Below are 16,700 nucleotides of genomic sequence, written 5' to 3' on the forward strand. Positions count from 1 at the left end.
AGGATGGAGGAATCTAATGGTATTACAAAGACATGAAATAAATGAAAAAGATACATGGGATCTATCAACGATTTACCCAACTGACCAGGCTTGGGAAGAAGCCTTAAAAGATTTAACAGAACAATTGGAGACAGTGGCCCAGTATGAAGGTCATCTCTTGGATAGTGCGGATAGCCTACTCGAAATTACTGAATTTTCTCTTGAGATGGAACGCCAAATGGAGAAGCTTTACGTTTATGCTCATATGAAAAATGACCAAGACACACGTGAAGCCAAGTATCAAGAGTACTACGCCAAGGCAATGACTCTCTACAGCCAGCTAGACCAAGCATTTTCATTTTATGAACCTGAATTTATGGAGATTAGTGAAAAGCAATATACTGACTTTTTAGAGACTCAACCAAAATTGCAGGTTTATCAACACTATTTTGACAAGCTTTTGCAAGGCAAGGATCACGTTCTTTCACAACGTGAAGAAGAATTATTGGCTGGAGCTGGAGAAATCTTTGGTTCGGCGAGTGAAACCTTTGCTATTTTAGATAATGCAGATATCGTCTTTCCATTTGTTAAAGATGAAGATGGTAACGAAGTACAATTATCACATGGCGTTTATATGCGTTTGATGGAGTCTAAAAACCGTGAGGTGCGCCGTGGTGCCTATCAAGCTCTTTATGCGACTTATGAACAACTCCAACACACCTATGCCAAAACCTTGCAAACCAATGTTAAGGTGCAAAACTACCGTGCCAAAGTTCGCAACTACAAGAGTGCTCGTCATGCAGCCCTAGCGGCCAATTTTGTTCCAGAGAGTGTTTATGACAATTTGGTAGCAGCAGTTCGCAAGCATTTACCACTCTTGCATCGTTATCTTGAGCTTCGTTCAAAAATCTTGAGGATTTCAGACCTCAAGATGTACGATGTCTACACACCACTATCTTCAGTAGAATACAGCTTTACCTACGAGGAAGCCTTGAAAAAGGCAGAAGAGGCCTTGGAAGTCTTGGGTGAGGATTACTTGAGCCGTGTTAAACGGGCCTTTAGCGAGCGTTGGATTGATGTTTATGAAAATCAAGGCAAGCGTTCAGGTGCCTACTCTGGCGGTTCTTACGATACCAATGCCTTTATGCTCCTTAACTGGCAGGACAATCTAGACAATCTCTTTACTCTAGTTCATGAAACAGGTCACAGTATGCATTCCAGCTATACTCGCGAAACGCAGCCTTATGTTTACGGAGATTATTCTATCTTCTTGGCTGAGATTGCTTCAACTACCAATGAGAATATCTTGACGGAGAAATTATTGGAAGAAGTGGAAGACGATGCAACACGCTTTGCTATTCTTAATAACTTCTTGGACGGTTTCCGTGGAACAGTTTTCCGACAAACTCAATTTGCTGAGTTTGAACACGCGATTCACCAAGCGGATCAAAATGGAGAAGTCTTGACCAGCGATTTCCTAAATAAACTCTACGCAGACTTGAACCAAGAGTATTATGGATTGAGCAAGGAAGACAATCCTGAAATCCAATACGAGTGGGCTCGCATTCCACACTTCTACTATAACTACTATGTATATCAATATTCAACAGGTTTTGCAGCAGCCTCAGCCTTGGCTGAAAAGATTGTCCATGGTAGTCAAGAAGACCGTGACCGCTATATCGACTACCTCAAGGCAGGTAAGTCTGACTACCCACTCAATGTCATGAGAAAAGCTGGTGTTGATATGGAGAAGGAAGACTATCTCAACGATGCCTTTGCAGTCTTTGAACGTCGTTTAAATGAGTTTGAAGCCCTTGTTGAAAAATTGGGATTGGCATAAAATGGTTGAATCGTATAGTAAAAACGCCAACCATAACATGCGACGTCCCGTTGTCAAAGAAGAAATTGTGGACTTGATGCGCCAGCGTCAAAAGCAAGTCACAGGTTCCCTGAAAGAATTGGAAGACTTTGCTCGTAAGGAAAATATTCCCATCATCCCCCATGAAACGGTTGCTTATTTTCGTTTTCTTATGGAAATCATGCAGCCTAAAAATATTCTGGAAATTGGGACGGCTATAGGTTTTTCAGCTCTTTTAATGGCGGAACATGCGCCAAATGCCAAGATTACAACCATTGATCGCAATCCAGAAATGATTGATTTTGCCAAGGAAAATTTTGGCCAGTTTGATAGTCGCAAACAAATCACACTCCTAGAAGGAGATGCGGTAGATGTCTTATCAACCCTGACAGAGTCCTATGATTTCGTCTTTATGGATTCTGCTAAGTCTAAATACATCGTCTTTTTGCCAGAAATCCTCAAACATTTGGAAGTTGGCGGTGTGGTTGTCTTGGATGATATTTTCCAAGGTGGTGATGTTGCCAAGGACATTATGGAAGTCCGTCGAGGTCAGCGAACTATTTATCGAGGCCTTCAAAGACTATTTGATGCAACCTTAGACAATCCAGGACTCACCGCAACATTAGTCCCTCTGGGAGACGGTATTCTCATGCTTCGTAAAAATGTAGCAGATGTTCAATTGCCTGACAGCGAATGATTTTCAGAAAAATTTAAGAAAATATAGTAAAATAGATAGGGTAACACTTATCTTAAAGGAGTAGACATGAAGAAAAAACTATTGGCAGGTGCCATTACACTATTATCAGTAGCAACATTAGCAGCTTGTTCGAAAGGTTCAGAAGGGGCAGACCTTATCAGCATGAAAGGGGATGTTATCACAGAACATCAATTTTATGAGCAAGTGAAAAGCAATCCTTCAGCCCAACAAGTGTTGTTGAATTTGACCATTCAAAAAGTATTTGAGAAACAATACGGTTCAGAAGTAGATGACAAAGAAGTCAATGACACGATTGCAGAAGAAGAAAAACAATACGGTGAGAACTACCAACGTGTCTTGTCACAAGCAGGCATGACTCTTGAAACACGTAAAGCTCAAATTCGTACAAGTAAATTAGTTGAGTTGGCAGTTAAGAAGGCAGCAGAAGCTGAATTGACAGATGATGCTTATAAGAAGGCCTTTGATGAATATACTCCAGATGTAACGGCTCAAATCATTCGTCTTGATAATGAGGATAAAGCGAAAGAAGTCCTCGAAAAAGCTAAGGCAAGTGGTGCAGATTTCGCTCAATTAGCTAAAGATAACTCAACTGATGAGAAAACCAAAGCGAACGGTGGAGAAATCATTTTTGATTCAGCTTCAACAGAAGTACCAGAACAAGTTAAGAAAGCAGCTTTTGCTCTAGATGTGAATGGGGTTTCTGATGTAATCACAGCCGCTGGCACACAAGCCTATAGCAGCCAATATTACATTGTAAAACTCACTAAAAAAACAGAAAAATCATCTAATATCGATGACTACAAAGAAAAATTAAAAACTGTTATCTTAACTAAAAAACAGAACGACGCGACATTTGTTCAAAGCATTATCGGAAAAGAATTGCAAGCAGCTAATATCAAGGTCAAAGACCAAGCCTTCCAAAATATCTTTACCCAATATATCGGTGGTGGAGATTCAAGCTCAAGTAGTTCATCAAAAGAATAAAACAGAAAAGAGCCAAGTGCTCTTTTTCTTATGAGAAAATCTTCTATCTTAAGGATAAGAGTTTTTTTCTTTCGGAAAAAATGGTATAATAGCAATCAAAACTAGAAAATAAACGGAATTTGGGAATCATTTTTTGTTCTCATTAGATTGGTGATACTATGAAGATTAGTAAAAGGCACCTATTAAACTATTCTATCCTAGTTCCTTACTTACTTTTATCTATTTTGGGCTTGATTGTAGTCTATTCTACAACCAGTGCCATTCTAATCGAAGAAGGTAAAAGTGCCCTGCAATTGGTTCGAAGTCAGGGAATGTTTTGGGTGTTTAGTTTAATATTGATTGCCTTGATATATAAGCTAAAACTGAATTTTTTAAGAAAAGAACGACTTTTATTTATTGTTATGTTTATTGAGCTAATTCTCTTAGCTCTGGCTCGTATAATTGGTACGCCAGTCAATGGAGCCTATGGTTGGATTTCAGTAGGACCTTTGACCATTCAGCCTGCTGAGTATTTGAAGATTATTATCGTCTGGTACTTGGCTCAACGCTTTTCAAAACAACAGGATGAAATTGCTGTTTATGATTTCCAAGTTTTAACTCAAAATCAATGGATTCCTCGTGCTTTTAATGATTGGCGCTTTGTCCTCTTGGTAATGATAGGAAGTCTGGCTATTTTCCCAGATTTGGGGAATGCTACTATCCTAGCTTTGGTTGCCTTGATTATGTATACAGTTAGTGGGATTGCTCATCGTTGGTTTATAGCCTTTATCGGTCTTTTGTTTGGAGTTTCGGCCCTTTCCTTAACAGCTATTGATATGATAGGGGTTGATAAGTTTTCAAAAGTTCCAGTATTTGGATATGTGGCTAAACGTTTCAGCGCCTATTTTAATCCCTTTGCTGATTTGGCAGGAGCTGGTCACCAACTCGCAAATTCCTATTTTGCCATGGTAAATGGTGGATGGTTTGGTCTAGGTTTAGGAAACTCAATCGAAAAACGTGGCTATTTACCAGAAGCCCATACAGACTTTGTATTTTCAATTGTCATTGAAGAGTTTGGATTTGTGGGGGCCAGCTTGATTTTAGCCCTTGTCTTTTTCCTAATTTTGCGAATTATCCTAGTCGGTATTCGTGCTAAGAATCCCTTTAATTCCATGATGGCGATTGGAGTTGGAGGTATGATGTTGGTACAGGTCTTTGTTAATATCGGTGGAATCTCTGGTATTATTCCTTCAACGGGAGTAACCTTCCCCTTCTTATCGCAAGGAGGGAATAGTCTCCTAGTCCTGTCTGTAGCCATTGCCTTTGTCTTAAATATTGATGCCAGTGAAAAACGTACCCAATTATATGAGGAGTTAGAAGCTCACTCATCACACTATATGTAGAGCTGAGAGTGGAAAGGATTACTTATGTCTCTTCAAAAATTAGAAAACTATAGTAATAAAGCTGTCGTGCAAGAAGAAGTATTGATTTTAACAGAATTGTTAGAAGATATCACTAAAAATATGCTTGCCCCAGAGACTTTTAAAAAAATCATGCAGTTGAAAGAATTGTCAACTCAGGAAGATTATCAAGGTTTGAACCAATTGGTGACTAGTCTGACAAATGATGAAATGGCTTATATTTCACGCTATTTCTCTATCTTGCCTCTTTTGATTAATATTTCAGAAGACGTGGACTTGGCCTATGAAATTAACCACCAAAATAATATCGATCAAGATTATCTTGGTAAATTGTCAGCAACAATCAAAATGGTTGCAGAAAAAGAAAATGCGGTTGAAATTCTAGAACACTTGAATGTTGTCCCTGTTTTGACAGCTCATCCAACACAAGTTCAACGTAAGAGTATGCTGGATTTGACCAACCATATCCATACCCTCTTGCGTAAGTACCGTGATGTGAAGTTAGGCTTGATTAATAAGGAAAAATGGCATAATGACCTCCGTCGTTACATTGAGATTATCATGCAGACAGATATGATTCGTGAAAAGAAATTGAAAGTGACCAATGAAATCACGAATGTTATGGAATACTACAATAGTTCATTCTTGAAAGCTGTTCCTCATTTGACTGCTGAGTACAAGCGTCTGGCTAAAAAACATGGCTTAGAGTTGAAACATCCTAAACCAATTACCATGGGAATGTGGATTGGTGGAGACCGTGATGGGAATCCCTTTGTTACAGCAGATACCTTGAAGAAATCTGCCATGACCCAGTGTGAAGTCATCATGAACTACTATGATGAAAAGATTTACCAACTTTATCGTGAGTTCTCTCTCTCAACTAGTATTGTCAATGTCAGCAAGCAAGTCAGAGAAATGGCTCGTCAATCTAAGGATAACTCAATTTATCGTGAAAAAGAGCTGTATCGTCGCGCTTTGTTTGATATTCAATCAAAAATCCAAGCAACAAAAGCTTATCTGATTGAGGATAAGGAAGTTGGAGCTCGCTATGAAACAGCCAATGATTTTTATAAGGACTTAGTTACTATCCGTGATTCCCTCTTGGAAAACAAGGGTGAAGCACTGATTTCTGGTGATTTTGTTGAATTGATTCAGGCAGTTGAAATTTTTGGATTCTATTTGGCATCTATTGACATGCGTCAAGATTCTAGTGTTCATGAGGCATGCGTAGCAGAACTCTTGAAATCAGCAGGAATTCATTCTCGTTATAGCGAACTAAGTGAAGAAGAAAAATGCCAGCTTCTCTTGAAAGAATTGGAGGAAGATCCACGCATTCTTTCTGCTACTCATGTTGAAAAATCAGAGTTACTTGAAAAAGAATTGGCCATCTTTAAGGCTGCCCGTAATTTGAAAGATAAGTTGGGTGATGATGTTATTCGTCAGACCATTATTTCACATGCAACCAGCGTATCAGACATGTTGGAATTGGCTATCTTACTAAAAGAAGTAGGGTTAGTTGATAAAGAAAGAGCTCGTGTCCAAATCGTTCCTCTTTTTGAAACAATCGAGGACTTGGACCACTCAGAAGAAACCATGAGAGAATACCTTTCTCTTGCCCTTGCTAAGAAATGGATTGCTTCGCGCAATAATTATCAAGAAATCATGCTTGGCTATTCTGATAGTAATAAAGATGGTGGTTACTTATCATCATGCTGGACCCTCTACAAGGCTCAACAACAACTGACTGCCATTGGAGATGAATTTGGCGTTAAGGTTACCTTCTTCCATGGTCGTGGTGGGACTGTCGGTCGTGGTGGTGGACCAACTTATGAAGCTATTACCTCTCAACCGCTTAAGTCTATCAAGGATCGTATCCGTTTGACGGAGCAGGGAGAAGTAATTGGCAATAAATACGGTAATAAAGATGCTGCCTATTATAACCTTGAAATGTTGGTTTCAGCAGCTATTAACCGCATGATTACTCAGTGGAAGAGTGATACTAATACCTCAAATCGCTATGAGGCTATTATGGATCAAGTAGTGGACCGTAGTTATGATATTTACCGAGACCTAGTCTTTGGGAATGAACATTTTTACGATTATTTCTTTGAGTCAAGTCCTATTAAGGCTATTTCCAGCTTTAATATCGGTTCTCGTCCAGCTGCTCGTAAGACCATTACAGAAATCGGTGGTTTGCGTGCGATTCCTTGGGTCTTCTCATGGTCACAAAGTCGTGTTATGTTCCCTGGCTGGTATGGGGTAGGATCAAGCTTCAAGGAATTTATCGATAAAAATCCAGAAAATATCGCTATCTTACGAGATATGTACCAAAATTGGCCTTTCTTCCAATCTCTCCTTTCAAATGTAGACATGGTCTTGTCAAAATCTAACATGAATATTGCTTTTGAATACGCTAAATTATGTGAAGATGATCAAGTGAAGGCTATTTATGATACTATTTTAGACGAATGGCAATTAACTAAAAATGTTATCCTAGAGATTGAAGGATATGACGAATTATTAGCTGAAAATCCATATCTGAAAGCAAGTTTGGATTATCGTATGCCTTACTTTAATATCCTTAACTATATCCAGTTGGAATTGATTAAACGTCAACGTCGAGGAGAATTGTCAAGCGATCAAGAAAAATTAATCCATACAACCATCAACGGAATTGCGACAGGTTTGCGTAATTCAGGCTGATACCTATCAAACTTCCTCTTTTCTATAGGGGAAGTTTTTGAATATTTCAAAAAAATTCTCAAAGAGTCTTGACAAGTAGTTGAAAAATGATATAATTTAACCATTCAGAAAAGTAATCATACAAACTTTTTAGAGAGTCTGTGGTAGCTGAAAACAGATAAGTGGCGATGATGAAAATTGGGCTGGATGTTATTTAGAATTTGAAATCATAAAAATTCGGTGAGCACACCTTACAGTGCATCTCGTTATTGCGAGACAGAGCGATAGGGAAATTCCCTATAATTGAGGTGGCACCGCGCATTGACGTCCTCACACAAGTTTTTTGTGTGAGGACTTTTTTGATGGAGGTTAGTATGAAAAGAAAACGATGGCGTCGCTTGTTTAGATAAGTGAAGTATTTTAAAGGAATTAAAAAGGAGAAATAGAATGAAAAATAAACGTTTAATTGGAATTATCGCTGCATTAGCAGTTTTAGTAGCAGGAAGCTTGATTTACTCTTCAATGAATAAACCAGAAGCTAAGAACGAAAAGAAAGTTGCCAAAGTTGGTGTCCTTCAGTTTGTGAGTCATCCATCTCTTGACTTGATTTATAAAGGGATTCAAGATGGACTTGCAGAAGAAGGTTATAAAGATGATCAGTTGAAGATCGACTTTATGAACTCAGAAGGTGACCAAAGTAAGGTTGCGACCATGAGTAAACAGTTGGTTGCAAATGGCAATGATCTTGTGGTTGGTATCGCAACACCAGCTGCCCAAGGTTTGGCTAGTGCAACAAAAGATCTACCTGTTATCATGGCTGCTATTACAGACCCAATCGGTGCGAACTTGGTTAAAGATTTGAAAAAACCAGGTGGCAACATTACAGGAGTGTCTGACCACAATCCAGCTCAACAGCAAGTTGAACTCATCAAGGCTCTAACACCAAATGTGAAAACAATCGGAGCCCTTTACTCAAGCAGCGAAGACAATTCAAAAACACAGGTAGAAGAATTTAAGGCTTATGCTGAAAAAGCAGGTTTGACAGTAGAAACATTTGCAGTTCCTTCAACAAATGAAATTGCTTCAACAGTCAACGTTATGACTAGCAAGGTTGATGCTATCTGGGTTCCAATTGATAACACTATTGCTTCAGCTTTCTCAACTGTTGTATCAAGCAACCAATCAGCTAAAAAACCAATCTATCCAAGTGCAACTGCCATGGTAGAAGCAGGTGGTTTGGCATCCGTTGTAGTTGACCAACATGATCTTGGTGTGGCAACAGGTAAAATGATTGCTCAAGTTTTGAAGGGTGCAAAACCAGCTGATACTCCAGTCAATGTCTTTTCAACAGGTAAGTCAGTGATCAACAAAAAATTGGCACAAGAGTTAGGTATTACTATTCCTGAGTCTGTTCTCAAAGAAGCAGGACAAGTGATTGAATAATCTGTAATGGAGGAGTTGGGGACATCTCCTCCAATTTTTTACAAAAGAAATCGTATAGAAAAGGTTAAGAAACAGATGATATTATCTATTATTTCTCAAGGATTTGTCTGGGCTATTCTAGGTCTGGGAATCTTTATGACATTTAGGATTTTAAACTTTCCAGATATGACGACAGAAGGTTCCTTCCCTCTTGGAGGAGCTGTTGCTGTCACTCTGATAACCAAAGGTGTAAATCCCTTTTTAGCGACACTTGTTGCTGTAGGAGCAGGTTGTTTGGCTGGAATGGCAGCAGGACTTCTTTATACAAAAGGGAAGATTCCAACCTTGCTATCAGGGATTTTGGTAATGACTTCTTGTCACTCTATCATGCTCTTGATTATGGGACGTGCTAATTTAGGTTTGCTTGGAACCAAGCAAATTCAGGATGTCTTGCCTTTTGATTCAGACTTGAACCAACTCTTGACAGGTCTTATCTTTGTCAGTCTTGTCATTGCTCTCATGCTCTTTTTCTTGGATACCAAACTAGGACAGGCCTATATTGCTACAGGTGACAATCCTGATATGGCTAGAAGTTTTGGAATTCATACTGGACGCATGGAGCTCATGGGTTTGGTCTTATCAAATGGTGTGATTGCCCTTGCAGGAGCTCTCATTGCCCAGCAAGAAGGTTATGCCGATGTATCTCGAGGAATCGGGGTTATCGTTGTGGGGCTTGCAAGTTTGATTATTGGAGAAGTTATCTTCAAGAGTTTGAGCTTGGCAGAGCGCTTGGTTACCATCGTTGTCGGTTCTATCGCCTATCAATTCTTAGTATGGGCAGTTATCGCACTTGGCTTTAATACAAGTTACCTTCGTCTATATAGTGCAGTGATTTTAGCAGTCTGCCTCATGATTCCAACATTTAAGCAAACAATCTTGAAAGGAGCCAAGTTAAGTAAATGACAGCAATTGTAGAATTAAAAAATGCAACCAAAGTCGTTAAAAATGGCTTTGATGAAGAAAAGATTATTTTAAATGATGTTTCCTTAGAAATTTTTGAACAGGATTTTATCACTATTTTAGGTGGAAATGGTGCTGGGAAATCAACTCTCTTTAACACCATTGCAGGAACCTTATCATTAACCAGTGGGACAATTCGTATCTTAGGTGAAGATGTTACCAAGTTTTCACCAGAGAAGAGAGCCAAGTATCTGTCTCGTGTTTTCCAAGATCCAAAGATGGGGACAGCCCCTCGTATGACGGTAGCTGAAAATCTTTTGATTGCCAAGTTTCGTGGTGAAAAACGCGGACTGTTTCCGAGACGTCTGGCTAGCTACAAGGATGAATTTCAGACAACCATTGAAAAAGTAGGAAACGGTCTTGAGAAACATTTGAATACACCAATTGAGTTCTTATCAGGTGGACAAAGACAGGCCTTGAGTCTTTTGATGGCAACCTTGAAGCGTCCTGAATTACTCTTGCTAGATGAGCATACTGCAGCTCTTGATCCAAAGACCAGTGTGGCCTTGATGGCATTGACGGATGAATTTGTCAAGAAAGACCAGCTGACAGCTCTTATGATTACCCATCATATGGAAGATGCTCTCAAATATGGCAATCGTTTGATTGTCATGAAAGAAGGACGAATTATCCAAGATTTGAAACAAGAAGAAAAAGCAAAAATGAAAATCTCAGACTACTATCAATTATTTGAATAGACGAGAGCCTTATTTTATCAAAAATTGTTAAGCAAAACTTAGAGGCACGGAAGTGTTTCTGAGTTTTTTATCTTCTCTTGCAATCTAAAAAAATGAGGCAAAGATAATTACGGAAAGCGTATGAAATGGTTTACTTTTTTTCTGAAATAAAGTATACTATATAAAGTAAACTATGATAACATGGAGGTATTGTGTATGGTTGACAAACAAGTCATTGAAGAAATCAAAAACAATGCCAACATTGTGGAAGTCATAGGAGATGTGATTTCTTTACAAAAGGCAGGACGGAACTATCTAGGGCTCTGTCCTTTTCATGGTGAAAAAACACCTTCTTTCAACGTTGTAGAGGACAAGCAGTTTTACCACTGTTTTGGTTGTGGTCGCTCAGGTGATGTCTTTAAATTCATCGAGGAGTACCAAGGGGTTGCCTTTATGGAGGCTGTCCAAATCTTAGGTCAGCGTGTTGGGATAGAGGTAGAAACACCGCTTTATAGTGAGCAGAAGCCAGCCTCCCCCCACCAAGCTCTTTATGATATGCATGAAGATGCTGCCAAATTTTATCATGCTATTCTCATGACAACGACTATGGGTGAAGAGGCGAGAAATTACCTCTATCAGCGTGGTTTGACAGATGAAGTGCTCAAACATTTTCGGATTGGTTTAGCGCCTCCAGAACGAAACTATCTCTATCAACGTTTGTCTGCTCAGTATCGTGAAGAGGATTTTCTAGATTCAGGACTGTTTTATCTCTCTGATGCCAATCAATTTGTAGACACCTTTCACAATCGCATTATGTTTCCCCTTACAAATGATCAGGGAAAGGTCATTGCCTTCTCAGGTCGTATCTGGCAGAAAACGGATTCACAAACTTCTAAGTATAAAAATAGCCGATCGACTGCAATTTTTAACAAAAGTTACGAATTATATCATATGGATAGGGCAAAAAAATCTTCTGGTAAAGCCAGTGAGATTTACCTCATGGAAGGGTTCATGGATGTCATTGCAGCCTATCGGGCTGGAATCGAAAATGCTGTGGCGTCCATGGGAACGGCCTTGAGTCGTGAGCATGTTGAGCATCTAAAAAGGTTAACCAAGAAGTTGGTTCTTGTTTACGATGGCGATAAGGCTGGACAGGCTGCGACATTGAAAGCCTTGGATGAAATTGGCGATATGCCTGTGCAAATCGTTAGCATGCCTGATAACTTGGATCCTGATGAGTATCTACAAAAAAATGGACCAGAAGACTTGGCCTATCTATTAACGAAAACTCGTATTAGTCCGATTGAGTTTTACATTCACCAGTACAAACCTGAAAACAGTGAAAATCTGCAGGCTCAGATTGAGTTTATTGAAAAAATAGCTCCCTTGATTGTTCAAGAAAAGTCTATCATTGCTCAAAACAGCTATATTCATATTTTAGCTGACAGTCTGGCGTCTTTTGATTATACTCAGATTGAGCAGATTGTGAATGAGAGTCGTCAGGCGCAAAGACAGAATCGCATGGAAGGAATTTCCAGACCGACGCCAATCACTATGCCTGTTACCAAGCAGTTATCGGCTATTATGAGGGCAGAAGCCCATCTACTTTATCGAATGATGGAATCCCCTCTTGTTTTGAATGATTACCGTTTGAGAGAAGACTTTGCATTTGACACACCTGAATTTCAGGTTTTATATGACTTGCTTGGTCAGTATGGCAATCTTCCTCCAGAAGTTCTAGCAGAACAGACAGAGGAAGTTGAAAGAGCTTGGTACCAAGTCTTAGCTCAGGATTTACCTGCTGAGATGTCACCGCAGGAACTTAGTGAAGTAGAGATGACTCGAAATAAGGCTCTCTTGAATCATGACAATATGAGAATCAAAAAGAAGGTGCAGGAAGCTAGCCATGTAGGAGATACCGACACAGCCCTAGAAGAATTGGAACGTTTAATTTCCCAAAAGAGAAGAATGGAGTAATAATGGCAACAAAACAAAAAGAAGTAACAACATTTGATGTACAAGTAGCAGAATTTATCCGCAATCATAAACAGACTGGGACAGCAACTGATGATGAAATCAATGCCAGTCTTGTCCTTCCTTTTACCTTGGATGCTGATGGAATTGAAGACCTTTTGCAACGAATTCAGGATGCAGGAATTTCTATCACAGATAACGAAGGAAATCCAAGTGCGCGTGTTCTTAGTGCAGAAGAAGAGCCAGAACTCAGCGACGAGGACTTGATTGGTTCAACTTCGGCTAAGGTCAACGACCCTGTCCGTATGTACTTGAAAGAAATTGGTGTCGTTCCTCTCTTGACCAATGAAGAGGAAAAAGAATTGGCACTGGCAGTTGAAGCTGGCGATATCGAAGCTAAACAACGTCTTGCGGAAGCCAACCTTCGTTTGGTTGTTTCCATTGCCAAACGCTATGTCGGCCGTGGTATGCAGTTCCTTGACTTGATTCAAGAAGGAAACATGGGCTTGATGAAGGCAGTTGACAAGTTTGACTATTCTAAAGGATTCAAGTTCTCAACTTACGCAACTTGGTGGATTCGTCAGGCCATCACTCGTGCTATTGCGGATCAAGCTCGTACCATCCGTATCCCAGTCCACATGGTTGAAACTATTAATAAATTGGTTCGTGAACAACGTAACCTCCTTCAAGAATTGGGACAAGATCCAACGCCAGAACAAATTGCTGAACGTATGGATATGACCCCTGACAAGGTGCGTGAAATCTTGAAGATTGCCCAAGAACCAGTATCTCTGGAAACACCAATCGGTGAAGAGGATGATAGCCACCTTGGAGACTTTATCGAAGATGAAGTGATTGAAAATCCAGTGGACTACACAACTCGTATCGTCTTGCGTGAGCAGTTGGATGAGGTCTTGGATACTCTTACAGACCGTGAAGAAAATGTTCTACGTCTACGTTTCGGACTAGATGATGGGAAAATGCGCACCCTTGAAGATGTGGGGAAAGTCTTTAACGTAACCCGTGAGCGTATCCGTCAGATTGAGGCTAAAGCTTTGAGAAAACTACGCCAACCAAGTCGCAGCAAACCGCTTCGTGATTTTATTGAAGACTAAGAGTGAGGATAAATATGGCTTATACAGAAGAACAAATCGAAACTATCAAAACACGAATTTTATCAGCCTTGGAAGAGGTTATCGACCCTGAGTTGGGGATTGATATTGTCAATCTTGGTTTGATCTACGAGATTCGTTTTGATGGCGACACAGGACAAACAGAGATTGATATGACTTTGACAACCATGGGTTGTCCCCTGGCAGATCTTTTGACAGACCAGATTTATGATGCCATGACCGAGGTGCCAGAAGTAACGGATACTGAGGTCAAACTGGTCTGGTATCCAGCCTGGACCGTTGAAAAAATGAGTCGCTATGCCCGCATTGCCCTAGGCATTAAGTAATCATATAGAAGTAAGTGAGAGACTATTGGAAAAGCGAGGAAATTTCCCTTTCTTTTCCTCTAGTCTCTCCTTTCTTTTGCTGATTTTATTCAAAGAAAATGATATAATAGTAGTTATGGAAAAAAAGAAATTACGCATCAATATGTTGAGTTCAAGTGAGAAAGTAGCAGGACAAGGAGTTTCAGGTGCCTACCGTGAATTAGTTCGTCTTCTTCACCGTGATGCCAAGGACCAATTGATTGTTACTGAAAATCTACCAATCGAGGCAGATGTGACTCACTTTCATACGATTGATTTCCCCTATTATTTATCAACATTCCAAAAGAAACGCTCAGGGAGAAAAATTGGCTATGTGCATTTCTTACCTGATACACTTGAGGGGAGTTTGAAGATTCCATTTTTCTTAAAGGGAATTGTTAAACGCTATGTATTTTCTTTTTACAATCGGATGGAGCACTTGGTGGTGGTTAATCCTATGTTCATTGAGGATTTGGTGGCAGCTGGTATCCCCCGTGAAAAAGTGACCTATATTCCTAACTTTGTCAATAAGGAAAAATGGCATCCCCTTTCACAAGAAGAGGTGGCTCGACTGCGCGCAGAGCTAGGTGTTAATGAAAATCAGTTTATCGTAGTTGGTGCGGGTCAAGTTCAGAAACGCAAGGGGATTGATGACTTTATCCGCCTTGCTGAGGAATTACCCCACATTACCTTTATTTGGGCGGGTGGTTTCTCTTTTGGGGGCATGACAGATGGTTATGAACGCTATAAGAAAATGATGGATAATCCTCCAGAAAATTTGATTTTTCCAGGTATCGTGTCACCAGAGCGAATGCGTGAGTTGTATGCCCTAGCGGACCTTTTCTTGCTACCTAGTTATAATGAGCTCTTTCCTATGACTATTTTAGAGGCTGCTAGTTGTGAAGCGCCTATTATGTTGCGTGATTTGGATCTCTATAAGGTGATTTTGGAGGGGAATTATCGGGCGACAGCAGATAGAGAAGAAATGAAAGAAGCTATTCTGGAATATCAAGCGAATCCTGTTGCCTTAAAAGCCCTCAAAGAAAAGGCTAAGAATATTTCCAGAGAATATTCTGAAGAGCATCTGTTACAAATCTGGTTAGACTTTTATGAGAAACAAGCCGCTTTAGGGAGAAAGTAAAAAGTGAGGTAATCTATGCGAATTGGTTTATTTACAGATACCTATTTTCCTCAGGTTTCTGGTGTTGCGACCAGTATTCGAACCCTGAAAACAGAACTTGAAAAGCAGGGACATGCTGTTTTTATCTTTACGACGACGGATAAGGATGTCAACCGCTATGAAGATTGGCAAATTATCCGCATTCCAAGTGTTCCCTTTTTTGCTTTTAAAGATCGCCGCTTTGCCTATCGAGGCTTTAGCAAGGCGCTTGAAATTGCCAAGCAGTATCAGCTAGATATTATCCATACTCAGACAGAATTTTCTCTTGGTTTGTTAGGGATTTGGATTGCGCGTGAATTGAAAATTCCAGTCATTCATACCTATCACACCCAGTACGAAGACTATGTGCATTATATTGCCAAGGGGATGTTGATTCGTCCGAGTATGGTCAAGTATCTGGTCAGAGGTTTCCTTCATGACGTGGATGGGGTTATTTGCCCGAGTGAGATTGTTCGGGACTTGCTATCTGACTATAAAGTCAAGGTTGAAAAGCGGATCATTCCAACTGGGATTGAATTAGCTAAATTTGAACGTCCAGAAATCAAGCAAGAAAATCTAAAAGAACTACGTAGTAAACTAGGGATTCAAGATGATGAAAAGATGCTGCTTAGTCTTTCCAGAATTTCCTATGAAAAAAATATTCAAGCAGTACTAGTAGCCTTTGCAGAAGTTCTGAAAGAAGAAGACAAGGTCAAACTGGTGGTAGCTGGGGACGGTCCTTATCTGGATGACCTCAAAGAGCAAGCCCAGAAACTAGAGATTCAAGATTCAGTCATCTTTACAGGCATGATTGCTCCTAGTGAGACAGCTCTTTATTATAAGGCAGCAGATTTCTTCATCTCGGCATCGACAAGTGAAACGCAAGGTTTGACTTATTTAGAAAGCTTAGCTAGTGGAACGCCTGTCATTGCACATGGAAATCCTTATCTAGACAATCTGATCAGTGATAAAATGTTTGGAACCTTGTATTACGGTGAACATGATCTGGCTGGAGCTATTTTGGAAGCCCTGATTGCTACGCCAGACATGAATGAGAATACTTTATCAGATAAGTTGTACGAGATTTCAGCGGAGAACTTTGGAAAACGGGTGCATGAGTTTTATCTGGATGCCATCATTTCAAATAATTTCGAGAAAGATTTGGCTAAAGATGATACGGTCAGTCAGCGTATCTTTAAAACTGTTTTGTACCTTCCACAACAGGTGGTTGCTGTGCCCGTAAAAGGCTCTAGACGCATGCTGAAGGCCTCAAAAACACAGTTAATCAGCATCAGAGATTATTGGAAAGACAGTGAAGAATAGAAAGAGGAACAGCTATGAAAAAACAAT

Annotated in this window: 13 protein-coding genes and 1 other annotated feature; all 13 genes read left to right on the forward strand. The window is 39.9% G+C overall.

Features of this window, described 5'->3' with window-relative positions:
• The first annotated feature begins 16 nt into the window (after nucleotides 1-16).
• The 13 genes from pepF (at nucleotide 17) to SK642_RS04380 (ending at nucleotide 16,673) form a co-directional block, all read left to right on the forward strand.
• Nucleotides 17-1,819: an oligoendopeptidase F gene (gene pepF, locus SK642_RS04320; protein WP_033683514.1), complete on the forward strand. Its 1,803-nt coding sequence runs from the start codon at nucleotides 17-19 to the stop codon at nucleotides 1,817-1,819.
• 1 nt (nucleotide 1,820) lies between these two features.
• Nucleotides 1,821-2,534 (forward strand): O-methyltransferase, encoded by a 714-nt coding sequence (locus tag SK642_RS04325; RefSeq protein WP_080708942.1) that lies wholly within the window; start codon nucleotides 1,821-1,823, stop codon nucleotides 2,532-2,534.
• Between the two features lie 66 nt (nucleotides 2,535-2,600).
• Nucleotides 2,601-3,539 carry a peptidylprolyl isomerase PrsA gene (prsA, locus tag SK642_RS04330; RefSeq protein ID WP_033683515.1) on the forward strand — a complete coding sequence of 313 codons (939 nt, stop codon included), beginning with the start codon at nucleotides 2,601-2,603 and terminating at the stop codon, nucleotides 3,537-3,539.
• Nucleotides 3,540-3,697: 158 nt separating this feature from the next.
• A complete protein-coding gene (ftsW, locus tag SK642_RS04335; protein WP_033683516.1) occupies nucleotides 3,698-4,921 on the forward strand; it encodes a cell division peptidoglycan polymerase FtsW in 1,224 nt (407 codons plus the stop codon).
• A gap of 24 nt (nucleotides 4,922-4,945) precedes the next feature.
• Nucleotides 4,946-7,642, forward strand: a complete 2,697-nt coding sequence (ppc, locus tag SK642_RS04340) for a phosphoenolpyruvate carboxylase (RefSeq protein ID WP_033683517.1) — start codon at nucleotides 4,946-4,948, stop codon at nucleotides 7,640-7,642.
• A gap of 96 nt (nucleotides 7,643-7,738) precedes the next feature.
• Nucleotides 7,739-7,956, forward strand: a binding site (T-box leader).
• A 112-nt stretch (nucleotides 7,957-8,068) separates the two neighbouring features.
• Nucleotides 8,069-9,064, forward strand: a complete 996-nt coding sequence (gene trpX / locus SK642_RS04345) for a tryptophan ABC transporter substrate-binding protein (RefSeq protein ID WP_004259575.1) — start codon at nucleotides 8,069-8,071, stop codon at nucleotides 9,062-9,064.
• A 75-nt stretch (nucleotides 9,065-9,139) separates the two neighbouring features.
• The gene (locus SK642_RS04350; RefSeq protein ID WP_004234420.1) at nucleotides 9,140-10,006 is read left to right on the forward strand and encodes an ABC transporter permease; all 867 of its coding nucleotides are present in this window, start codon (nucleotides 9,140-9,142) and stop codon (nucleotides 10,004-10,006) included.
• Nucleotides 10,003-10,761, forward strand: coding sequence for an ABC transporter ATP-binding protein (locus SK642_RS04355; protein WP_033683518.1), 759 nt, complete (start codon nucleotides 10,003-10,005; stop codon nucleotides 10,759-10,761). The genes SK642_RS04350 and SK642_RS04355 overlap by 4 nt, the downstream gene beginning before the upstream one ends.
• Nucleotides 10,762-10,956: 195 nt before the next feature.
• Entirely contained in the window at nucleotides 10,957-12,717 is a 1,761-nt protein-coding gene (gene dnaG / locus SK642_RS04360) for a DNA primase (RefSeq protein ID WP_033683519.1), read from the forward strand.
• A gap of 2 nt (nucleotides 12,718-12,719) precedes the next feature.
• Nucleotides 12,720-13,829, forward strand: a complete 1,110-nt coding sequence (rpoD, locus tag SK642_RS04365) for an RNA polymerase sigma factor RpoD (protein WP_033683520.1) — start codon at nucleotides 12,720-12,722, stop codon at nucleotides 13,827-13,829.
• Between the two features lie 14 nt (nucleotides 13,830-13,843).
• A complete protein-coding gene (locus SK642_RS04370; protein WP_033683522.1) occupies nucleotides 13,844-14,173 on the forward strand; it encodes a metal-sulfur cluster assembly factor in 330 nt (109 codons plus the stop codon).
• Between the two features lie 115 nt (nucleotides 14,174-14,288).
• Nucleotides 14,289-15,332, forward strand: coding sequence for an alpha-galactosylglucosyldiacylglycerol synthase (cpoA, locus tag SK642_RS04375; RefSeq protein ID WP_033683523.1), 1,044 nt, complete (start codon nucleotides 14,289-14,291; stop codon nucleotides 15,330-15,332).
• A 15-nt stretch (nucleotides 15,333-15,347) separates the two neighbouring features.
• Nucleotides 15,348-16,673 carry a glycosyltransferase family 4 protein gene (locus tag SK642_RS04380; RefSeq protein WP_033683524.1) on the forward strand — a complete coding sequence of 442 codons (1,326 nt, stop codon included), beginning with the start codon at nucleotides 15,348-15,350 and terminating at the stop codon, nucleotides 16,671-16,673.
• Nucleotides 16,674-16,700: the final 27 nt, after the last annotated feature.

It is taken from the genome of Streptococcus mitis, assembly GCF_000722705.1.
In the GTDB taxonomy this organism is placed as follows: Bacteria; Bacillota; Bacilli; order Lactobacillales; family Streptococcaceae; genus Streptococcus; species Streptococcus mitis_P.

What these genes read in the sequence shown, in the direction of transcription:
- pepF (WP_033683514.1), top strand. Translation starts at nt 17, where the DNA reads ATGGTATTACAAAGACATGAAATAAATGAAAAAGATACATGGGATCTA.
- SK642_RS04325 (WP_080708942.1), top strand. Translation starts at nt 1,821, where the DNA reads ATGGTTGAATCGTATAGTAAAAACGCCAACCATAACATGCGACGTCCC.
- prsA (WP_033683515.1), top strand. Translation starts at nt 2,601, where the DNA reads ATGAAGAAAAAACTATTGGCAGGTGCCATTACACTATTATCAGTAGCA.
- ftsW (WP_033683516.1), top strand. Translation starts at nt 3,698, where the DNA reads ATGAAGATTAGTAAAAGGCACCTATTAAACTATTCTATCCTAGTTCCT.
- ppc (WP_033683517.1), top strand. Translation starts at nt 4,946, where the DNA reads ATGTCTCTTCAAAAATTAGAAAACTATAGTAATAAAGCTGTCGTGCAA.
- trpX (WP_004259575.1), top strand. Translation starts at nt 8,069, where the DNA reads ATGAAAAATAAACGTTTAATTGGAATTATCGCTGCATTAGCAGTTTTA.
- SK642_RS04350 (WP_004234420.1), top strand. Translation starts at nt 9,140, where the DNA reads ATGATATTATCTATTATTTCTCAAGGATTTGTCTGGGCTATTCTAGGT.
- SK642_RS04355 (WP_033683518.1), top strand. Translation starts at nt 10,003, where the DNA reads ATGACAGCAATTGTAGAATTAAAAAATGCAACCAAAGTCGTTAAAAAT.
- dnaG (WP_033683519.1), top strand. Translation starts at nt 10,957, where the DNA reads ATGGTTGACAAACAAGTCATTGAAGAAATCAAAAACAATGCCAACATT.
- rpoD (WP_033683520.1), top strand. Translation starts at nt 12,720, where the DNA reads ATGGCAACAAAACAAAAAGAAGTAACAACATTTGATGTACAAGTAGCA.
- SK642_RS04370 (WP_033683522.1), top strand. Translation starts at nt 13,844, where the DNA reads ATGGCTTATACAGAAGAACAAATCGAAACTATCAAAACACGAATTTTA.
- cpoA (WP_033683523.1), top strand. Translation starts at nt 14,289, where the DNA reads ATGGAAAAAAAGAAATTACGCATCAATATGTTGAGTTCAAGTGAGAAA.
- SK642_RS04380 (WP_033683524.1), top strand. Translation starts at nt 15,348, where the DNA reads ATGCGAATTGGTTTATTTACAGATACCTATTTTCCTCAGGTTTCTGGT.